Raw genomic sequence first — 17242 nt, 5'->3', positions numbered from 1 at the left:
AGAACTCTTGAAAAATTTCTTTTTGAATAAGATCCGGAACAAGTGGCCCATTGTCTTTCACATGAACTTCAACGTATTGCTCTTCTTCCTTGATAAGAACATCAATACATCTTTCATCTACAATTTGTACGGAATCAAAGGAGTTATTAATAAGATTAATTAGAATTTGAATAATGAAATCATAATTACCATATATAAGAGTTCCTCTATTTATAAACTTAAGACTGACCTTCTCTTCTTTACACTTCAATGAGAAAATAGAAAGTAAATGCTCAAAGACATCTCCAAGATTGACATCCCCCAGACTTATTTCTAGGTCTTTCTTAGAGGCCTTTCTAACAGATTCAGAAATAGATTCGATTCGTTTGATATTATCAATAATAAGTTGCCCATCATAGCGAATAGCATCGTTATCACCTTTAAACTTCATTTTCCCAGCAATCGTATTTATTATTGTTAATGGATTATTAATCTCATGGCTAAAACGTGCTGCGACCTTTCCAAGAGTGGCCAATTGAAATTGTTTTTCGAGTTTCTTTCTAAACTCGTTTCTAATTTCCGTAACATCATGAGCAATAGATACAAAGTATTGAAACCTCTCATACTCATCAAAGACCGGAACGATAGTTGTATCAAGCCAAAAGTAATTCCCTAGTTTTCCAACATTTCGAATCTCTTCTTGAAACACATCGCCTTTTAAAACTCTCTTCCAAAGATCTTGCCAAAAGGATTTTGCATGATAACCAGAGTTTAATATTTTCACAGGCTTTAAAAGAACTTCTTCCTCTTTATACCCTGAAACAGAGAGGAATCTCTCATTAACCTCAACTATCTTTCCCTGCTTATTAATCACCATTAAGATAGCGTGCTTATCAATCGCTTTCTTAAAATAACTTAAAGTTCTATTCTCTCTCAATAGAGACTCTATGCTTCCACGTCCATTGAGCTTTTTAACAATTGTCACCTCATCAAGAGTCCCCTGACGAAATTGTGGCAGTACGATAATATCAAAATGGTTGCGACGAATATCTTGATAATCAAAAGTAAGAGGACGCTCTAGCCCTTTCTTTAATGCAAGTTTAATCTTAGTTCTAACCAATAAATCAAATTCACGATCACTGGATTCGAACTTCTCGACAATGCGCCCTTCATGTATAGGAACACGAATAGACTCAACAAAGGAATGCCCATCTTCCCTTGCCTCAGTCATAATACTCATAATCTCTCTCCTCGTAGTTAATGAATATTATCGACTAAAAACCATTAATAAATACGGTAGCCTAGGCCATTAAAACTCAAAACACGCTAGTTTAGACACGTGTTTATTTAGCTTTTTTGCCAATATAAATCATGTAGAATTAATATTTTTGATAAGTTATAAGGTCAATATTTATAATTTCTTAACATTGTTTTAATAATTGGGACTATAGATGTATCGGGCAGACCTCTCTAGAATTATCAAGGCACGAAGGCGTGAACTCGGATTGAGCCAAATTGATATGGCCACACAACTGGAAATTAACTATCGCCACTACCAAGATATTGAAACAGGTAAGATCAATCTCAAATTAGATACATTTGTGAAAATTATTGAGAAGCTCGACTTGCATGTTTGTCTCCACAATAATCGCATCTATGAGAGAACAAGTCCTAATCTCTCGCTTGAAATAGAGCATTTGGGTAAGATAGCCTCTGAACTAGAAGTTGGGCTAACCCTAATTAATAAGGATACGACATACTTCTATATCAATGACTTCTTAGCACAAATTAATGGAATTCCAGCTGAGAACTATACTGGAAAGACTCTCTACGATATTGTTCCAGACTTCGCCGTCAACCTAGAAAAGGCCATCGATTGCTGTCTCTCATTAAAAGAGATTCGATTCTTCGAAGCAACCGGAATGATCCCAAGAGACCTATTTGAAACTTCATATAAAATAGCTGTCATTCCCTACACTAAGGAAAAGGCCCTTATACTAGTAAAAGATATCACTCTCCACAAAACAGTCTACAGGCACTTCAAAGACCTTGCCGCTAACCTAGACCTCCATATCTCAATCCCATCAATGAGAAACCCACTCAAAAAAATCGACCGCGACGCCGCTATCGGTAACTTCAACTTCCTGAAATCACTACTCATAAAATTCGCAGACAACCACGCTCGTTAGGTGCCATGCACCTTTTGTTTCGCAGGTGCGAAACAAAAGGTGCATGGCACCTACGAAGTGACCAAACTTTAAACACCCAAAGAAATAAATTCAAATATCATGAGATGAAGTTCTTACCGTTCTATAATTGAGCGGAATATAGGAGATTTATATGAAGAGAATGATTCCCTTAGTTATGGGTATACTCATGACCCTAAATGCCAATGCCATTATGATTCTTGGAGAAGATCCTCCAGGTAAGTTTTTAAGAGCGACTGAAGTGCTCGATGGATATAAATTTGAAACATGTCGCATTGTGGAAGATACAGCTGATTGTAAGCCGATCTTTAATGGAACGACTTTTACGAGATCAGAACTTGATGATCTCTCAGATAGAAATGCAAGATATGCTCTCTATGCAGCAGGTGGAGATGTGGTTGCAGTTGTAGGTGGTTTCTTTGCCGGACTCTATGTTGGCGTCACCGTTTTGGCCTATGACGGAGCGGCCCTCGCAGCAGCTTCTTTTCTCTATGGTGGAACAACAGGGACGGCCCTGGGGACAACTGCGACAATTGCTTTGGACAACCTCGATCCATTTGTCCATCGTGATACATCAATCGCCTATGAAGCAATTATTGGAACCGCGGATGAGGGAGATCTTGAAGATGTTGATGCATTCAATGTTGAAGGCGATCTTGCCCTTGTTATTGAAGACATTACATTTACGCAACTTGAAGACAAATTCAAATCTCAATTAGCGGATATTAAGGGAATGGATGTAGAAGAGCTTGAAAGAGAGTCTCGCAAACATCACGCCCCGCTTCTATATTAGAATTTAAAGGACATCCTATAAACAATGTCCACACTGAATCCAACAGATGTGGACATTGTCTCTAAAATTTTCTTAATTTTTTGCAGACAATACCCCCTCTCTTTTTTCAATGATAAATTTTGAGTCGAACTTTTAATTTCGATGTGAGAGGAGAGAGTAAAAGTGGAGTTTAATTTTTCCAAGTATAGCTGCCTAGTTGAGCTTCTAAATGCTTATCTAGATTACAAAAAAGAGAAGAACTCAATGTTCTCTCTAAGATCATGGTCTAAGAAATTGGGGTATAACTATCCATCATATCTCTCACAATGCTTACGTGGCGAACGAACAATTAACTCGGAACTAATAAGAAGATTCTTTGCTGCAGAAGAAATCCCTGAAGATGATTCACACTACATAGGTTTTCTCTTTTTGAAGCATCACTGCAAAGATCTCGAAGGAATCCCTATTTCAAAAATGGAAAGTTTTTTTCAAAGATAGAAATAAAAAAGCCTCTTACTTAAGAGGCTTTTTTTATACTTTAATTACATCTGGTATTAACGACCACTTTCCTCCTCCCTCGGAGCGGATAATATATCCGTGATCGTGAAGCTTTCTTCTTAAATTGTAGAGGTGAACATCGACAGTCTTAGGATGCACAGATGTATCTCCCCAAACCTTATCTAAGATATCGTCACGGCTTACAACGCGATCAGGAGAGCTTAGGAAGAGATTTAACAATTGCTTTTGCTTACTTGTAAGGTTCTCAACCTCTCTTCCATCAAGAAGCATTGATTTATGCCCACCTGCAGATGGTGGAGCTTTTCTTCCAACTCCAGAGAAGATATTCTCAATCTTTACGATAAGCTCATTCTTTTTAAATGGCTTTGTTAGGTAATCAAGGGCCCCTTCCATAAAACAGAATCTCAAGGCATCGATATCATCAATAGAAGAAACGATAATAAATGGAATAACCATCAAGCTCTTATGTTTAGATGAATTTAAGTACGTCATAAAGTTCCCATCATCTAGCATAAGATCAGCAACTATCAACGAAGGGTGCTGGCTTTCATTTTCAATGGCCTCTTGGAAGCTGGCAATTGTTGTGAAGTATCTCGTTTTATAACGATGATCAAGAGTTTGCTCATAAACAAACTGACATCCCTTATCATCTTCGAGAATCCAAATTTCCTTGTCTGTTGTAATTGTCATAATGATATCCTTACTTTTAATTTTTCATCTTCATCAAGATAGTCAAACTTCCCTCCAAACTCTGTTAGAGTTGCAGCACCAATTTGACGTCTTAAAGACTTCTCATTCTCGTTTCCAAATTCTAAAATTTCTAAAACTTCCTGTCTACTAACTTTATTGACATTTGAAGCAACCGTTATAATGCCTTTATCTTCATCAACAACTTCAAATTGTAGCTTAACTGCTGAAATATTTTGCTTAACAGCAAAGTGACAGATAATTGAACATGCCGAAAAAATAGCTTCGGCCAATAGAATTGCCCTATTTAGTGGAAGAGATATTTCCCCTTTCACATCATAGTCAATCTCTTCTAAAAACTTTTGGTTATAAAGTGTCGCCAGTCCCACTCCTCTTTCAATAGATGACAAGAGAGAAGTTTCAACTTCTGGATCTAAAAATCTCGTGCAAACCTTCCAAAGTTTATTCAAATTTTCTAAACGAGTGACACCTTCTTCTAGCTTAGTCATAAGCTTATTATCTTCGTCGGCCTCGCTCATTAGCTCATCAATACAAAACCTTAGTAAGTGTAGATGCCCCGAAATCTCGTGAGTACAAATTCGATGTGTCTCATTCATAGATCTTGCAAAATTTGAGAGGTGGTTCACATTAATTCCTTTAACATTTTTCAATCAAATCTATTTTCTAACAAATATGCATTTAATGGAAGATGGAAATGTTTCACTAGACATTTCACTCACTTAGTTTTAATTTGCCCCAATAGGATAACTCTATGCGTGATGAAGTATTTAAAAGTAAATTAACTCAAATAGCTGATTTTGAATTCAACGAGGCCGTTGCTAGTGTTTTCGATGACATGGTTGAGAGATCAATCCCCAACTATGAAGAAATCCACAAAATTATCGCCGACATGTGCCGCAGAGCATATAAAGGTGGGAAAATCTACGACCTTGGGTGCTCGACTGGAACAACTCTAAGAATTATTGGAGAAGTCTTCAGAAAGATGGAAAAAGAAGTTCCTCAAATGGAAGGGATTGATCTTTCTGCGCCGATGCTTGAGAGAGCAAGAAATAAAATCAAGTCTCACGGACTACAGGAAAAAATCACTTTTACTCAGGCTTCTTTAGAGGAAGTCAATCTTGAGCAATGTGGAATGTTAATCATGAATTACACTCTACAGTTTGTCCCTCTAGAAAATAGACCAGAGCTACTTAAAAAAATTTACAACTCTCTAAAACCTGGTGGGCTCTTTATCATGGCCGAAAAGATTGTCTGTCATGAAGAGTCTGTTAATGATCTCATCACAGATCTCTATTACGACTTCAAAAGAAGAAACGGGTATAGTGAAATGGAAATTAGCCAAAAGCGTGAAGCTCTAGAAAATGTTATGCGCCCAATTACACCTACACAACAAGTAGACATGTTAAAGTCGGCGGGATTTGATAAGTGCGAAATGGTTTTTAGATGGTATAATTTCTGTTGCTACCTAGGGGTTAAGTAATGCCATTAGAATATTTGGAAAAGTATCGACCTTTCGTCAATTTAGAAGGGCTAAGAAAAATTCATGCAGAAAAAGAAAGTTGGAGAACGGGAAAGCTTACTTCCAAGTATGTTGATATTTTGAATGAAGTTTCTGAGCTTGGAGATATCCAAGGTGAAACTCTAGTAAATGACTACGTAGAATTTCAAGCACAACTTACTTCAGATCAAAAAGATAAAATTGAAAAGATTGCCAAGGATCTTATCCCTTGGAGAAAGGGTCCATTTAAAATCAATGATCTCGACATTGATACTGAGTGGCGATCGAATCTAAAATGGCAACGTATTCAAGAAAAAATTGGTAGTCTTGAGGGAAAAACGATTCTCGATATAGGTTGTAATAATGGCTATTACATGTGGCAAATGCTTAAGGACCGCCCTGAGCTTGTCCTTGGAATTGACCCTGTTCCACATAATATGGCCCAGTTTGAATTCATCAATTCTTTGACTAAGAAAGAGAACTTAAAGTTTGAACTCTTTGGTATTGAAGATATCACTAACTTCAAATGCCTCTTTGATGTTATTTTTTCAATGGGAATCATCTATCACCATAGGCATCCTCTTGAACAGCTGATTGATATGAGAAATGCTCTGACATCAGAGGGAACCCTAATTCTTGAAACAATCGGGATCCCAGGAGAAGGAAGCCATTGTCTCTTTCCAGAGGATCGCTATGCTAAGATGAGAAATGTTTGGTTCTTACCAACTCTTGAGTGTCTTAAAAACTGGATGAATAGAACAGGCTTTGTCGACATAGAAGTTCTCTCTGTTGCTGAAACGACGACTGAAGAGCAACGTCTCTCTCCATGGTGCCCTCCTCCATTTCAATCACTTGAAGAGTTTCTTGATCCTAACGATAAGTCGAAGACAGTTGAAGGCTATCCTGCCCCAGTGCGCTTCTGTTTAAAGGCCAAGAAGAAGGTTTCTCCACAAGTAGGATTTTAATGCTTAAAAAATCGGGACGAATTATTTATCTATGCTTGGGAATCACGACGACGATTCTTGCAGTGATAGGAATGGTTCTGCCGCTTTTACCGACAACACCTTTTCTATTATTAAGTGCCTACTTCTTTTCTAAGAGCTCAAAGAAACTTCACAACTGGTTATTGGAGCATAAGATTTTTGGGCCGATTATCTCTGACTGGGAAAAGTATGGTGTAATTGGCATTAAGGCCAAAGTAATTTCGACAGTGCTTATTCTAAGTTTCTTTTCCTACACTCTAATTTTTGTCAATGTAGAGGTTTGGATAAAATATATCGTAGCAGCCACAGGGGTTGGAGTTTTAGCATTTCTACTTTCAAGACCAAGTTCTCCGAAAGCTTAACGAATCCTCATTTTCTTTCCGTGATAGAAGCAAAAGCACTTTCCTTGGAACTTTAAAGACTCTTTCTTAACTACAATACCACTACCATCAGGGCATGCATAAATAGGACGATTTAATTTCTTTGAATGGGCCAAGAGCTCTTGATCGTAGCGAAGAGAATTCTTATAGTGTGGAAAAAATTCAAAGTTAACGAGGTTCATGGCCTTTAAGTTTGAAATATTCTCTTCGTTATCATCCTTATCGAAATATGGAAAACCAGCAGTCTCAATATTTGGAGTCATTAGAATAGCACCAGCACTTAAACCTGTGAGTACCCCACCTCTTTGAACAAAGTCTTTGAGTTCTCTTAGCATGCCTTTACGCCTAAGATGTTTTAAGAAGTAATAAGTATTACCACCTGAAAGGTGAATAATGTCACTGGTAAATGCTTCTTTCTTAATTGTTTCGTCATACATGACATCAACTGGAAAATGAATAAAACGAGATATGCCAAGTTCACGATAGTGCTTTATAAACTCTGTAAACTCAACTTCCGAATCATAAGAACATGATGGAATATATGTAATCGAAGGACTTTCCTTTCCCGTCAGTTTAATGGCCTGTAGGTCTAAGGAAATATTCTCTTTTTCGAATCCTCCACTATATAAAACGAGATTCACTCACCCTCTCTTCCCTATTAATACTCTAAATACCCTCTCTAAAATCTCTGACAATCTTCAGCATTCCCTTCATCATTTTCGAATGCTCAGAGTTTTTTACCTTAACGGTTCTCTTATTATCAGGATCAAGATTTTGATATTCAGAAAATTCATGCATAATCTGATAAAGCTCGTCAGATCGGACTTTTGGCCTCTTCTTCATCACCTTATCAACGATATTGCTAATACTATCACCAGTCACTCTATCATACTTATTAATGACTGAAGATCTCATCGTAATCTGTAATAGAATATCACTTATATCTTTTTCAAATCTTTTGGCCAATTTGTGAATCATCTCCCAATAAAGGTCTTGGAATTGATCTATCTTCTTTCCTCGATACGAGTTGATCTCAAGATCACTTTCTGTGGCATATGTCGATTTTATAATATCAATAAACTCATCACGCTCTAATGAAGCTTCTCTATGAAGAAAGATTTGCGGCATCTCACGTAGAATATCTCTCATACAAAAAATTGCATTCCAGTTTATTCCATCCGCAACTGCGTATACACCTTCTTCAGATTTAGCTCTTTCAAAATAAGAAAAAACCTTTCTAAATCTTAGAACATCTCCTTCATGATGAGTCAGAAGATATTCAACTTCCTCATCTGTTAGGCCAATCTTCTTGAGAAGATTTTCATTTTTTCGCTCTTCAAATATTTTATCGAAGTTCTCTAGAGCCTTGTCTCTTGAGAAGCGTCCCAGAGGCTTTCTTTCTCCAGTTTGAAGATAATCGGAGATTTGGACAAAAGTTTTTGCAATTAACTTTGCTTTATCTTTTTGTTCCTTTATTGATGTCGAATATCTTTCAACATCGTCAAATCGATACTCATGGTGAAAGAGTCCAAATTGACGAATAGAACCATAATCAATGATCCCACCATCCATTAAGATATTATCTCCATCCCAATCTAACCAACAGAAGATATAATCATCTTCAAAGTCAGCGGCTAAATTAGCAAAAACCTCAATTTGTTTGCTTACAAAATAACGATATCGTGCGTTCTTCGATTTAGGTGCATCTGTCCAAACTCCATTCGAGATTTGACGATCAATATAGAAATTTACAATATCACCAAGGGCCTCAATATTCCCCTGTTTAAGATGATTAAACATATGTGAAGGTCTTAGTAAGTTTTCATGGGCCCTAATATTAATAGAAATCCCCTTATTAAACTCAATAATCCCGAGAACACGCTCTGTTTGATGACCATTTCTTTTAAGAATCTCACTAAAAAATAATGTCGCAAGCCCTTCATCAATTTCGGAATATCCACAACCATAAGAAATTGAAGGATCTCCCGTCTTAAAATACTTGTTTTGAATATGTGTAGCAGGACTTAAGCGAGTTGCTCCAGTTCCACAACTTGAAATATCCCAAGACTTTCCAGCATTCTTCACCATCCCATTCCAGATACTTCTTCCATCACCAGAAGTTTTTCCTTGTTTATTAGGATGTTGTAACTGTAAGTAGCGAGTTGCCATATATGTGTGAGGAAGAATATCTTCTTCATCAAATTTAACATCATTTATAATGTCATATTCATTAATAATTACGAGGGAAAAGGTGTCGAGGATTTTTGTTCGAGCTCTTCATTCATCTCATGAGGATGTGACTTAGGAATGAGCCCCATTTCTTTAGCAAGATCAAAGTTAAAGAAAGCGACCTTGCCCCCTTTTCTCTTTCTCGCTTTATATGAAATAAAGGCATCCGGACATTCCTGCTGAAGAGGATGTCTTCCATCAATTTGATGAAATTTGTTGTACTTCTTTTTTTCTGAACTCTTGTGAATTTTCTTCTGTGTCGTTCCCATACCCTATAATTATAAAAAATCTCGACAATCTTTTTTAGTCGGCAAGCTTTGTCCGAGTAAAAGAGTTTAAATTAGTTATGGGCTTGAAATCAGACAAGACCGAGGTTAAAACTCGGTCTTGTTCGTTAAATTACTTCACACTTTGAATTAGAAAAGAGACTTCTTCTTTTTCTAATTGATGTGATTTTATAAATTTGATGATCTGATCATTAGAGTATTTGTGATGATTAAAAACAACGACAATACTGCGCTCACCGCTTTTCAAAAAATGACTCTCACCATAAGGAAGATATCTTGTTGCGCCAATACTTAGAATACAATTCTTAGGGTAATGAGAGTCTCTTAGTAATTCCGAGATATTTTCCGCTGGACCTTCGTCTTTTTGCTCATTCATTTTCTCCATCGTCCAGTCGAGAAGTTTTTGATGAAAATAGCTATAAGTCGACGCCTTAGAAACTTCTCCGTACTGATGGAGTTCTCCATCACATTCATGAAAGGAAGTAATCGAATAATTATCTAAAACACCACCTTCATTAAATGAGTCAATAGAGATCAGTTGGCTTGAAAGCCCTTTAGAACACTCTCCCCAATTCTTCTTCTCACTAATTTTCTTAGCATCAGGTCTTCTTATAGAACAATCATTATAGGCCCCAAAACTCTTTGGAATGATCCTTACAACCTTCTGATCCTCATACTCAAGCTCACAAATAAGAGCAACTTCTGGCTCAATTTGAACGTTGTGGTCTGTCGCAGGCATACGAATTGTGTCGCTTGATAATGGATACTTCTTTAAAAAAGTCTCTCTCTTAGAATTTGGTAAATAGAATGGAAAGATGGCCTTAGGAGCATGAACTTCCTTAACTTTGACCTCTTCAAAATCACTGGCCTCATTTGCCTGTTCTAAATGTCCCGCAAAATTTCCGGCCACACCAAAACCGATATAATCTTTATACATTATAATTCCTTTATTTTCTTAGAGTGAATGTCAAAACGACAATCACAAAACTTTTTCTTACAAATAATAGGCTCAATCTCGTCCGGGTTAAAGTCTTCAAAGATACTACCAATTCGTCCCCCCTCTAAGCACCAGCCACGGTAGATATCACCTTCTCCATTAATGACAAAACTCTCTATTCCGGCCCAGCACTTCCAACCTTGAAAAGAATTTTGTCCATTCATTTCTAGACGTTGAAGATTAAGAGGCGTCGGAATCACGCCCTTATACCCAATCATTAACCTCTTAAGGTTAATACTTATATTTTCAAGAGTAAGAGCTCTTCTTCCCTTAAAATGAGTCATGATTTTTCTTTGTGCTGGGGAGTATAAAAAGTCTTCTCTATCCATTCCCGCAAAATCAGCACGTAGAGGCTGCAAGTGCATCGAGCAAGACACTTCTTCTTTTAAAGACTTTGCCGTCTCTAAAATCTCTTCAAAGGTATCAGGCTTCATCATAAAACTTATATGAATATGAACACCTGCTTCTTTTAAGATATTAACGACATTTTTGAAGTGTTCAACATTTACAAATTCACTGTGATAGCTGAGTTGAACAATATTAAGAAAGGACGCATTATTCTTCCACCACTCAAGCTTGGCACTACCATTTGAAATCAATAAGGTCTTTCCACCAAGTTGTGTAATCATCTTGAGAATTTGTGGAAACTCCTTAATTCGGGTAGGCTCGCCGCCAGAGAACTCGACAAAGAGCTTCTTATCATCACGAGCTAAGCGAGTTAGGAAATTTTCAATGAGTTTGATATCTAAGCTCTGCCGAGGCCCCATCTGAAGCGATGGAGCACAATAAGAGCAGCGATAGTTACAATGATTTGTCATCAACCAATTGAGAAAAATCCAATTCTTCCCAAAAGGTGTTCTCTCAATTTTTGAGAAGGGATTCACAAAGTTGCCTACTTCTTAATCACCATATCATTAATGATGATATTAGAAGCTGGAAGATTTGCGAATGGGCCATTTCTTGTCGTTCTCGTTTTCTTAATCTGATTAACAACAGACATACCCTTCGTAACCTTTCCAAATACAGCATATCCATATCCAGCAGCATCTTTAGATCTATGATTTAAAAAAGCATTATTTTGAACATTGATAAAGAACTGAGCTGTTGCACTATGAACATCGCTTGTTCTTGCCATAGCAATTGTACCAGTATCATTTCCTAGCCCGTTATCAGCTTCATTCTTAATTGGTTCTCTCGTCGTTTTCTTCTTGAGGTTAGAAGTAAAACCACCACCTTGAATCATAAAATTATCAATAACTCTATGAAAGATAGTTCCTTTATAGAAACCACTTTTTACATACCCTAGGAAGTTCTTAACTGTTACAGGTGCCGCTTTATCAAAGAGCTCTAGTTCAATATCACCTTTATTAGTTTTCATAAGAACTTTTGTATTTGCCATAGCGGCAGTCGTTAAAAGTACGGCAACTAAAATCTTAAACATTCTTTTCTCCTTCAAGAATTTTTACAAATCTATTAAATTCCATTTCAATCTTTTCATCAGTTTCTTTTCGATCTTGATTTAGCTTTGCACAGACAAACTCAATAGAATCAAGTCCCCAAAAGATTTCATTTTCAACTTCAAAGCTTGGGACACCAAAAACACCATTTGACACAGCGTCTTTTATATTTTGCTTAATGGCCTTACGAGCTAATCGATCACTATCTAGTGTGTCATATTCCTGCTCGCTTATACCAGCTTCTTCTACAATATATTTCTTAAGAGACTCATAATCTTCAAAATTTCCACCTTCTTTCCAACCATAGCGGAAAAATGCCGTGATCACCCTCTTCTGCTTTTCTTGGTCATCTGAACACGCCAAAGCAAAACGGAGTGCCCCCAGAGGATTGAAAGGGAGAATCTGTGGTGCTCTTAAAGGAATATCTAGTTTCAATGCTCTTCTTAAACAGTCCTTAAAAAGATACTCTCTCTTTGGTTTGATCTCTCCTGGTCCCACACTTCCCACTTCAGCTATGACCTTTCCAACCATTACTGGAATTGGTCGTAAATTGAGACTTTGATCCCTAAGAATCTTCTCCCAAGCAAGGTATGAATAAGGAGAAGTAAAATCGAAATAAAAGTTAACTTGTTTAGTATTTTTCATGCTAACTATCTTATATTTTGGGCACTGGCTTTTCAATAATAAACAAATATACGAAGGATAGATTTTGATTGCCTCCAAACCTGATGATTTCAGTCAGTTGCATTATCAAAGAATTCTCATAAATCAACAATCTTTGCTTTATTGAAATAAATTAAGACCGATAATAAAATCTATAAAGTACTAATATTAAAAATGATTTGAGGATTGAGATGGCCTACACACCACTTCGTATTTCTACGATTAAACCGGAAAGAGAACTAACTTTTGACCTTTATATCTACTTTAAGGAAACTTACCTTAAATACCATGAAAGAGGCTCTGGTATCGAAGAAGAAAAGTATGGAAAACTGAGAAAGCAAAAGATTGCGAAGTTTTATATTACTGAAGAAGATGAGCCACACTACCAAGCATTCCTCGACAAGCTCTTAGAAGATACAATGGCCGATCCCAATGTCTCTGTCGATGACAAGGTCAATATGGTTGATGGCGCATGTTCTACTGCCATTGAAAGAATGCAGGAAGAGCCGGAAAGTGAGGCAGCCTACAAGATGACAAATAAGGCGGCCAAGAGTTTGAGACAAGTTGTTGAACAAAATCCAGAGGCCCTCAAAAAGATTTTTGGAAAGAAAGCAAGTGAAGCAGACCTCATTATCAAACACTCGCTAAATGTTTCGGCCCTTTCACTAAAGCTGGGTCAGAAAATGAAACTGAATGAGTCGCAGCTCGATAATATTGCAACAGCAGGACTTATTCACGATGTAGGGATTACTCGTCTTAATAAGCAAGATCAAGAACTCTTCAAAAAAGAGAAAGAAAAGTATACAAATGATGATAAGAGAATCTATGGTCTGCATGTTAAAGATGCCGTGGCCGCTTTAAAAGATAAACCATGGGTTAATGATGATGTTATGGAGCTTGTATTAAACCACGAAGAAGTTCTCTCAGGGCTTGGTCCAAATAAGAAGAAGAATCTCTCTGCTTCAGAAATGATCCTATCTCTCGTCAATACATATGATAAGTATATCCTAACAAAGGGATGTACTCCCTCAGAAGCGATCAAAGATCTTATGATTAATGAGCTTGGTAATTATGAGCTAGACCTTATCAATAAGTTTAAAGAAGTCTTAAAATCAGAGGGACTTCTTGACTAAATTATCATTGATTACACTCACACTACTCTTAGCCCTCACCTTCTCATGTAAGGAGGAGAAGGAAGACTGTGAAACCATTTCTATGAAGTGTTATCAAGGCTGGCCGAGAAAGTGTAATGAACTAAAGAAGCAGTGTCATAATGTAAAAATCAAGTACACAAAAGAGCTATGCCAAAAGGCCTTTAATGACCTTTTATTAGGACGTGAATACAAACAAATACTCAATGTCTACGGTGAAAGAGTTGAAGGATGCTTTAGTGACAAAGAAATCAAGAAATATAAGAAATAATTAGTTAGATAGTGGAAGTTGGATAACTTCAGAGTTTTTCTGCTTAGATTTTGGAAGCTTTAATTGTTCTAGCTTCTTTAGAACACAGCTTCTTTCTTCAGTGTTAATTCTCTTAGATGAAATGACCAAACGAGACTCTTCAACTTGTCCTAAGGGAGAGACTTTTAGTCTCACGACGAGTTGGTTCCCCTTAGTGTAAAGACAGCTCATAATACTTTTAGAGTTCTTTTGAACGGCCTCTATTAAAGCTTTCGAACCATTTGATTTTCCCATATAGATCTTTGTACCATGCTTATTACCATCAATTTGAGTTGGCACATACTTTCCCCTCTCACTTGCCATAAGCTTTGAGTAAGATAGGAGGAAACAAAGAGCTACAAGTAATTTCATATAACCTAATGCCCTAAGACCGCGCTTTTTATGCGACCTAAGAAGCTTTTCTTAGTTTTTATTTTTTGAATATCCATGGCCGGGTCGACAATATTTTCAAATTGTTTTTCTCTCTCTTGAATATATGTCTCAACCTGCTCAATACTTTGCGATGAAACACTAAAAGAGCGTATGTCGTCGATTAACTGGTTATTTTTTTCTACTATTTCACGGGCCTTCTTAGCGGCATGATTGCCAGAGAAAGACTGAACAGAATTCGTCTTATTTTCCCAAGGGCGGTTGGCCTTTTCTTTTATCTCAATATTCGCCTGAATATTTTTTTTCTTATTATTATTAACTTGCTCTAGACTTAGCGCCATTAGAACCTTCCTTCAATATTTCCGATTCGGCTTGCACCAAGCACACGTGTTGTTTGCGAATCCAAACCTTGATGCCTTTCAAGATAGTCTTCAATTCGACCATGAACTTCTCTCATAAGAGTCATTAGCTCATTAGCAATTGGCTTCGCGCTAGCATGTTCTACAATTGAAAGATTAAGTGCCATAGCTTCTTCAGCCAGAACAGACTCTCTAATTCCAATTGAAGTACAACCCTCAACATTTCCTTGGTACCAAGTTAATATATCATTACTTAATTTTCTATTTTGTGAATACTTTGTAGGAACAAAGATTGATTCAAAATCTAAGCCCATCTCATCTTTAAACTCTTTTAAGAAATGACCAAATACTTTGAAGTTTCTAAAGTTATTGATCTTGCACTCAAGTGGTGAAATTAAGGCATCACAGGCCACAAGAGCGTTTGTCGTTAGTTTGTTCCAATTTGGAGAGCAATCCATGATAATTAAATCAAAGTACTCTTTTAACGGGTTCACGACCTTCTCTCTTAGCCAAAACTCTCTCCTATTGATATTGCTCAAAGAGTCATTTAAGGCCACGAGCTCTGGTGTTTCAGGGATCACAAAGAGGTTTGGAAGACCGACTTGAGTAATGATTTCATCAAGAGAGACGTGTCCTGCAAAGAAGTCTGTGAGACCCTTTGTTTGATCGAGTCTTTCTATGATTTCTTCGAGATCACCATTGCTATCAAGATCACAGTCATGTCCTAGGGCCGTTGTCACATCTCCCTGGATATCAAGTCCGATAACACATGTCTTCATTCCGTGAAGGGCCGCAGTTCTGGCAAGATTTAATGCTAGAGTACTTTTAAGAACCCCACCCTTTGTTGTAAAAACAGACAGGGCCACAGATCTTTCAAACTTTTTAAAATAACCAACTTTTTCCCCAATTTGAGGAAGAATATTTCGAGACCACCCCTTTCTATAGAGGGCGCCAGATCTATATTTGCGAGATGGTGGAATTTCACCAGCTTCTTCTAATTTTGTAATTTGTGACTGTAGAGACTTGTCACCAAAGATTTCCGCTACTTTCTTTAGCGGTAGATATGTATCCATTCGAGCACTCCTCCATAAGGCTTATGAATATTGTAATCAACTTTACTTTGGAGTGTCAAAATTCTATTTGAGTTTAATCATCTTATCAGACTCGGTGTAATCCGATCTTTGAACCTCACTGCTATTGGCAACAGACTCGATTTTCTTGACGATATCAACCACTCTATTCAGAGCATTCCTCGTCTTATCGATATAAGGTGATTGATAGTCCTTTTCAATCTTTCTAAGCATTCCTAGAGCGATCGTTAAAGGATTATTGATTTCATGATTATAAGTCACAATCATAGCGTGAGCAGTTTCCAGCTCAGCCTTTTGCAGATTGTCCTTATTTAACTTTTTCATTGTGAGCTGGGTATTAATTCTAGCCAGGGCCACTTCTATATTAACCGGCTTAACGATGTAGTCATTAGCACCGCCTCTTAAGCTATTAACAATGGCCTCTGTTTCACTCTTGCCTGTCACCATTATAATTGGAAGCTCAAAGGCACTATATGTTTTTCTTAATTGTACTAAAACTTGGTCACCCGAAAGATCGGGCATCATAATATCGAGAAGAACAAGGTCAATACCACCTTCTTCAACTGCTGTTAGACAGTCATTTCCACAAAATGCTTGAACAACATCGAAGCCCTTCTTTTCGAGCTTCTTCGTCAGCATTTTATTGTTAATTTGATCGTCATCGACAACTAGTATTCTCATTAAACCTAACCTATGCGGCCTGATTGAAGCTAAAGTTCTTTAGCTCATCTATCAAATGCCCTACTTCTGTTTTTAAAACTTCATATTTAGCTTCTACATCATCAAACTTTCCATCACGCCCCATTTCTTCAAGCTCAAACGCGTGCTCCTTAGCAACAGTTGAGCAGAAAGTGGCAAGAACTCCCTTAAGAGTATGAGCTGATATTTGAAGCCCTTCAGAGTTTCTATCGGTGATGGATTTCTCAACTTCTTGCAGCATTTGATTATAACTATCGACGAAGTCACCGAATATTTCTTGGAAAATCTCAGGATCATCACCAAACATTAAATTGAGTTCATTCTCATCAAACTTCATTAGTCTCTCCGATTAAATTTCTCCTAATATTATCGGTCAAAACCGGCCAAGTTCTTAGTTTTGGTACAAAAAAAGGGCCTAAGTTAGGCCCTTTCCTTATATTATCAAATACTTATATTACAATTATGAACCAAGCTTCTCTCTTCCAGACATATACGGTCTTAGCTTTTCTGGTACATGAACTGTCCCATCTTCTTGCTGGTGATTCTCAAGGAATGGAACAAGAATACGTGGAGTAGCAACGGCC

Annotated in this window: 23 protein-coding genes; 8 read left to right on the top strand and 15 right to left on the bottom strand. The window is 37.2% G+C overall.

Features of this window, described 5'->3' with window-relative positions; all coding sequences use genetic code 11:
* Positions 1-1219, bottom strand: a 1219-nt coding sequence (locus tag M901_RS01460; protein ID WP_021276375.1) for a PAS domain S-box protein, incomplete at its 3' end; no start/stop codon positions are given.
* A gap of 211 nt (positions 1220-1430) precedes the next feature.
* Between M901_RS01460 and M901_RS01455 the strand changes: the two genes are divergently transcribed.
* The 3 genes from M901_RS01455 to M901_RS01445 all read left to right on the top strand — a co-directional run bounded on the left by M901_RS01455 (position 1431) and on the right by M901_RS01445 (position 3456).
* Complete coding sequence (locus M901_RS01455; RefSeq protein ID WP_021276367.1) at positions 1431-2168, top strand: helix-turn-helix domain-containing protein; 738 nt, start codon at positions 1431-1433, stop codon at positions 2166-2168.
* A gap of 151 nt (positions 2169-2319) precedes the next feature.
* Positions 2320-2979 (top strand): hypothetical protein, encoded by a 660-nt coding sequence (locus tag M901_RS01450; RefSeq protein WP_021276379.1) that lies wholly within the window; start codon positions 2320-2322, stop codon positions 2977-2979.
* Positions 2980-3141: 162 nt separating this feature from the next.
* The gene (locus M901_RS01445; RefSeq protein WP_021276363.1) at positions 3142-3456 is read left to right on the top strand and encodes a hypothetical protein; all 315 of its coding nucleotides are present in this window, start codon (positions 3142-3144) and stop codon (positions 3454-3456) included.
* 33 nt (positions 3457-3489) lie between these two features.
* Here the strand turns inward: M901_RS01445 and M901_RS01440 are convergent, their stop codons facing one another.
* Positions 3490-4167: a response regulator transcription factor gene (locus tag M901_RS01440; RefSeq protein WP_021276376.1), complete on the bottom strand. Its 678-nt coding sequence runs from the start codon at positions 4165-4167 to the stop codon at positions 3490-3492.
* Positions 4164-4835, bottom strand: coding sequence for a hypothetical protein (locus M901_RS01435; RefSeq protein ID WP_157679757.1), 672 nt, complete (start codon positions 4833-4835; stop codon positions 4164-4166). The genes M901_RS01440 and M901_RS01435 overlap by 4 nt, the downstream gene beginning before the upstream one ends.
* A 101-nt stretch (positions 4836-4936) precedes the next feature.
* Between M901_RS01435 and cmoA the strand changes: the two genes are divergently transcribed.
* The 3 genes from cmoA to M901_RS01420 are packed head-to-tail and all read left to right on the top strand — an operon-like array spanning position 4937 to position 7028.
* Positions 4937-5665: a carboxy-S-adenosyl-L-methionine synthase CmoA gene (cmoA, locus tag M901_RS01430; RefSeq protein WP_021276366.1), complete on the top strand. Its 729-nt coding sequence runs from the start codon at positions 4937-4939 to the stop codon at positions 5663-5665.
* Positions 5665-6648, top strand: coding sequence for a tRNA 5-methoxyuridine(34)/uridine 5-oxyacetic acid(34) synthase CmoB (gene cmoB, locus M901_RS01425; RefSeq protein WP_021276374.1), 984 nt, complete (start codon positions 5665-5667; stop codon positions 6646-6648). The genes cmoA and cmoB overlap by 1 nt, the downstream gene beginning before the upstream one ends.
* The gene (locus tag M901_RS01420; protein ID WP_021276373.1) at positions 6648-7028 is read left to right on the top strand and encodes a YbaN family protein; all 381 of its coding nucleotides are present in this window, start codon (positions 6648-6650) and stop codon (positions 7026-7028) included. Before cmoB ends, M901_RS01420 begins: the two co-directional genes overlap by 1 nt.
* Here the strand turns inward: M901_RS01420 and M901_RS16085 are convergent.
* The 7 genes from M901_RS16085 to M901_RS01385 all read right to left on the bottom strand — a co-directional run bounded on the left by M901_RS16085 (position 7025) and on the right by M901_RS01385 (position 12661).
* Entirely contained in the window at positions 7025-7687 is a 663-nt protein-coding gene (locus M901_RS16085; protein WP_021276359.1) for a Type 1 glutamine amidotransferase-like domain-containing protein, read from the bottom strand. The two genes, M901_RS01420 and M901_RS16085, sit on opposite strands and share 4 nt — an antisense overlap.
* Positions 7688-7712: 25 nt before the next feature.
* Positions 7713-9215 (bottom strand): hypothetical protein, encoded by a 1503-nt coding sequence (locus tag M901_RS01410; protein ID WP_021276380.1) that lies wholly within the window; start codon positions 9213-9215, stop codon positions 7713-7715.
* A 68-nt stretch (positions 9216-9283) separates the two neighbouring features.
* Positions 9284-9544 carry a hypothetical protein gene (locus M901_RS01405; RefSeq protein WP_034719458.1) on the bottom strand — a complete coding sequence of 87 codons (261 nt, stop codon included), beginning with the start codon at positions 9542-9544 and terminating at the stop codon, positions 9284-9286.
* Positions 9545-9674: 130 nt separating this feature from the next.
* Entirely contained in the window at positions 9675-10499 is an 825-nt protein-coding gene (locus M901_RS01400; protein WP_021276372.1) for a DUF5718 family protein, read from the bottom strand.
* A complete protein-coding gene (locus tag M901_RS01395; RefSeq protein ID WP_021276378.1) occupies positions 10499-11443 on the bottom strand; it encodes a radical SAM protein in 945 nt (314 codons plus the stop codon). The genes M901_RS01400 and M901_RS01395 overlap by 1 nt, the downstream gene beginning before the upstream one ends.
* Before the next feature lie 8 nt (positions 11444-11451).
* Positions 11452-12000, bottom strand: coding sequence for a peptidylprolyl isomerase (locus M901_RS01390; protein ID WP_021276364.1), 549 nt, complete (start codon positions 11998-12000; stop codon positions 11452-11454).
* Positions 11993-12661 (bottom strand): 2-hydroxychromene-2-carboxylate isomerase, encoded by a 669-nt coding sequence (locus tag M901_RS01385; protein WP_021276361.1) that lies wholly within the window; start codon positions 12659-12661, stop codon positions 11993-11995. Before M901_RS01385 ends, M901_RS01390 begins: the two co-directional genes overlap by 8 nt.
* 209 nt (positions 12662-12870) lie before the next feature.
* On the opposite strand from M901_RS01385, the gene M901_RS01380 reads away from it, so the two are divergent.
* Positions 12871-13812 carry an HD-GYP domain-containing protein gene (locus tag M901_RS01380; protein ID WP_021276377.1) on the top strand — a complete coding sequence of 314 codons (942 nt, stop codon included), beginning with the start codon at positions 12871-12873 and terminating at the stop codon, positions 13810-13812.
* Positions 13805-14101 carry a hypothetical protein gene (locus tag M901_RS01375; RefSeq protein ID WP_034719453.1) on the top strand — a complete coding sequence of 99 codons (297 nt, stop codon included), beginning with the start codon at positions 13805-13807 and terminating at the stop codon, positions 14099-14101. Before M901_RS01380 ends, M901_RS01375 begins: the two co-directional genes overlap by 8 nt.
* Here M901_RS01375 and M901_RS01370 read toward each other — a convergent pair whose 3' ends face one another.
* The 5 genes from M901_RS01370 to M901_RS01350 form a co-directional block, all read right to left on the bottom strand.
* Entirely contained in the window at positions 14102-14491 is a 390-nt protein-coding gene (locus M901_RS01370) for a hypothetical protein (protein ID WP_021276362.1), read from the bottom strand.
* A gap of 5 nt (positions 14492-14496) precedes the next feature.
* Positions 14497-14850, bottom strand: coding sequence for a hypothetical protein (locus M901_RS01365; RefSeq protein WP_021276365.1), 354 nt, complete (start codon positions 14848-14850; stop codon positions 14497-14499).
* Positions 14850-15941, bottom strand: coding sequence for a ParA family protein (locus tag M901_RS01360; protein WP_021276371.1), 1092 nt, complete (start codon positions 15939-15941; stop codon positions 14850-14852). Before M901_RS01360 ends, M901_RS01365 begins: the two co-directional genes overlap by 1 nt.
* Positions 15942-16004: 63 nt before the next feature.
* Positions 16005-16640, bottom strand: coding sequence for a response regulator (locus M901_RS01355; protein WP_021276360.1), 636 nt, complete (start codon positions 16638-16640; stop codon positions 16005-16007).
* 10 nt (positions 16641-16650) lie between these two features.
* On the bottom strand, positions 16651-16995 hold the full coding sequence (locus tag M901_RS01350; protein ID WP_021276369.1) for an Hpt domain-containing protein: 345 nt from the start codon (positions 16993-16995) through the stop codon (positions 16651-16653).
* Positions 16996-17242: the final 247 nt, after the last annotated feature.

The sequence above is a fragment of the Bacteriovorax sp. DB6_IX genome, assembly GCF_000447775.1.
Classification (GTDB): Bacteria; Bdellovibrionota; Bacteriovoracia; order Bacteriovoracales; family Bacteriovoracaceae; genus Halobacteriovorax_A.
The sequence above is the reverse complement of the archived record's forward strand: the minus strand, read 5'-3'. Positions and strand labels throughout refer to the sequence as shown.

What these genes read in the sequence shown, in the direction of transcription:
- M901_RS01455 (WP_021276367.1), top strand. Translation starts at nt 1,431, where the DNA reads ATGTATCGGGCAGACCTCTCTAGAATTATCAAGGCACGAAGGCGTGAA.
- M901_RS01450 (WP_021276379.1), top strand. Translation starts at nt 2,320, where the DNA reads ATGAAGAGAATGATTCCCTTAGTTATGGGTATACTCATGACCCTAAAT.
- M901_RS01440 (WP_021276376.1), bottom strand. Translation starts at nt 4,167, where the DNA reads ATGACAATTACAACAGACAAGGAAATTTGGATTCTCGAAGATGATAAG.
- cmoA (WP_021276366.1), top strand. Translation starts at nt 4,937, where the DNA reads ATGCGTGATGAAGTATTTAAAAGTAAATTAACTCAAATAGCTGATTTT.
- cmoB (WP_021276374.1), top strand. Translation starts at nt 5,665, where the DNA reads ATGCCATTAGAATATTTGGAAAAGTATCGACCTTTCGTCAATTTAGAA.
- M901_RS01420 (WP_021276373.1), top strand. Translation starts at nt 6,648, where the DNA reads ATGCTTAAAAAATCGGGACGAATTATTTATCTATGCTTGGGAATCACG.
- M901_RS01410 (WP_021276380.1), bottom strand. Translation starts at nt 9,215, where the DNA reads ATGGCAACTCGCTACTTACAGTTACAACATCCTAATAAACAAGGAAAA.
- M901_RS01405 (WP_034719458.1), bottom strand. Translation starts at nt 9,544, where the DNA reads ATGGGAACGACACAGAAGAAAATTCACAAGAGTTCAGAAAAAAAGAAG.
- M901_RS01400 (WP_021276372.1), bottom strand. Translation starts at nt 10,499, where the DNA reads ATGTATAAAGATTATATCGGTTTTGGTGTGGCCGGAAATTTTGCGGGA.
- M901_RS01390 (WP_021276364.1), bottom strand. Translation starts at nt 12,000, where the DNA reads ATGTTTAAGATTTTAGTTGCCGTACTTTTAACGACTGCCGCTATGGCA.
- M901_RS01385 (WP_021276361.1), bottom strand. Translation starts at nt 12,661, where the DNA reads ATGAAAAATACTAAACAAGTTAACTTTTATTTCGATTTTACTTCTCCT.
- M901_RS01380 (WP_021276377.1), top strand. Translation starts at nt 12,871, where the DNA reads ATGGCCTACACACCACTTCGTATTTCTACGATTAAACCGGAAAGAGAA.
- M901_RS01370 (WP_021276362.1), bottom strand. Translation starts at nt 14,491, where the DNA reads ATGAAATTACTTGTAGCTCTTTGTTTCCTCCTATCTTACTCAAAGCTT.
- M901_RS01365 (WP_021276365.1), bottom strand. Translation starts at nt 14,850, where the DNA reads ATGGCGCTAAGTCTAGAGCAAGTTAATAATAATAAGAAAAAAAATATT.
- M901_RS01360 (WP_021276371.1), bottom strand. Translation starts at nt 15,941, where the DNA reads ATGGATACATATCTACCGCTAAAGAAAGTAGCGGAAATCTTTGGTGAC.
- M901_RS01355 (WP_021276360.1), bottom strand. Translation starts at nt 16,640, where the DNA reads ATGAGAATACTAGTTGTCGATGACGATCAAATTAACAATAAAATGCTG.
- M901_RS01350 (WP_021276369.1), bottom strand. Translation starts at nt 16,995, where the DNA reads ATGAAGTTTGATGAGAATGAACTCAATTTAATGTTTGGTGATGATCCT.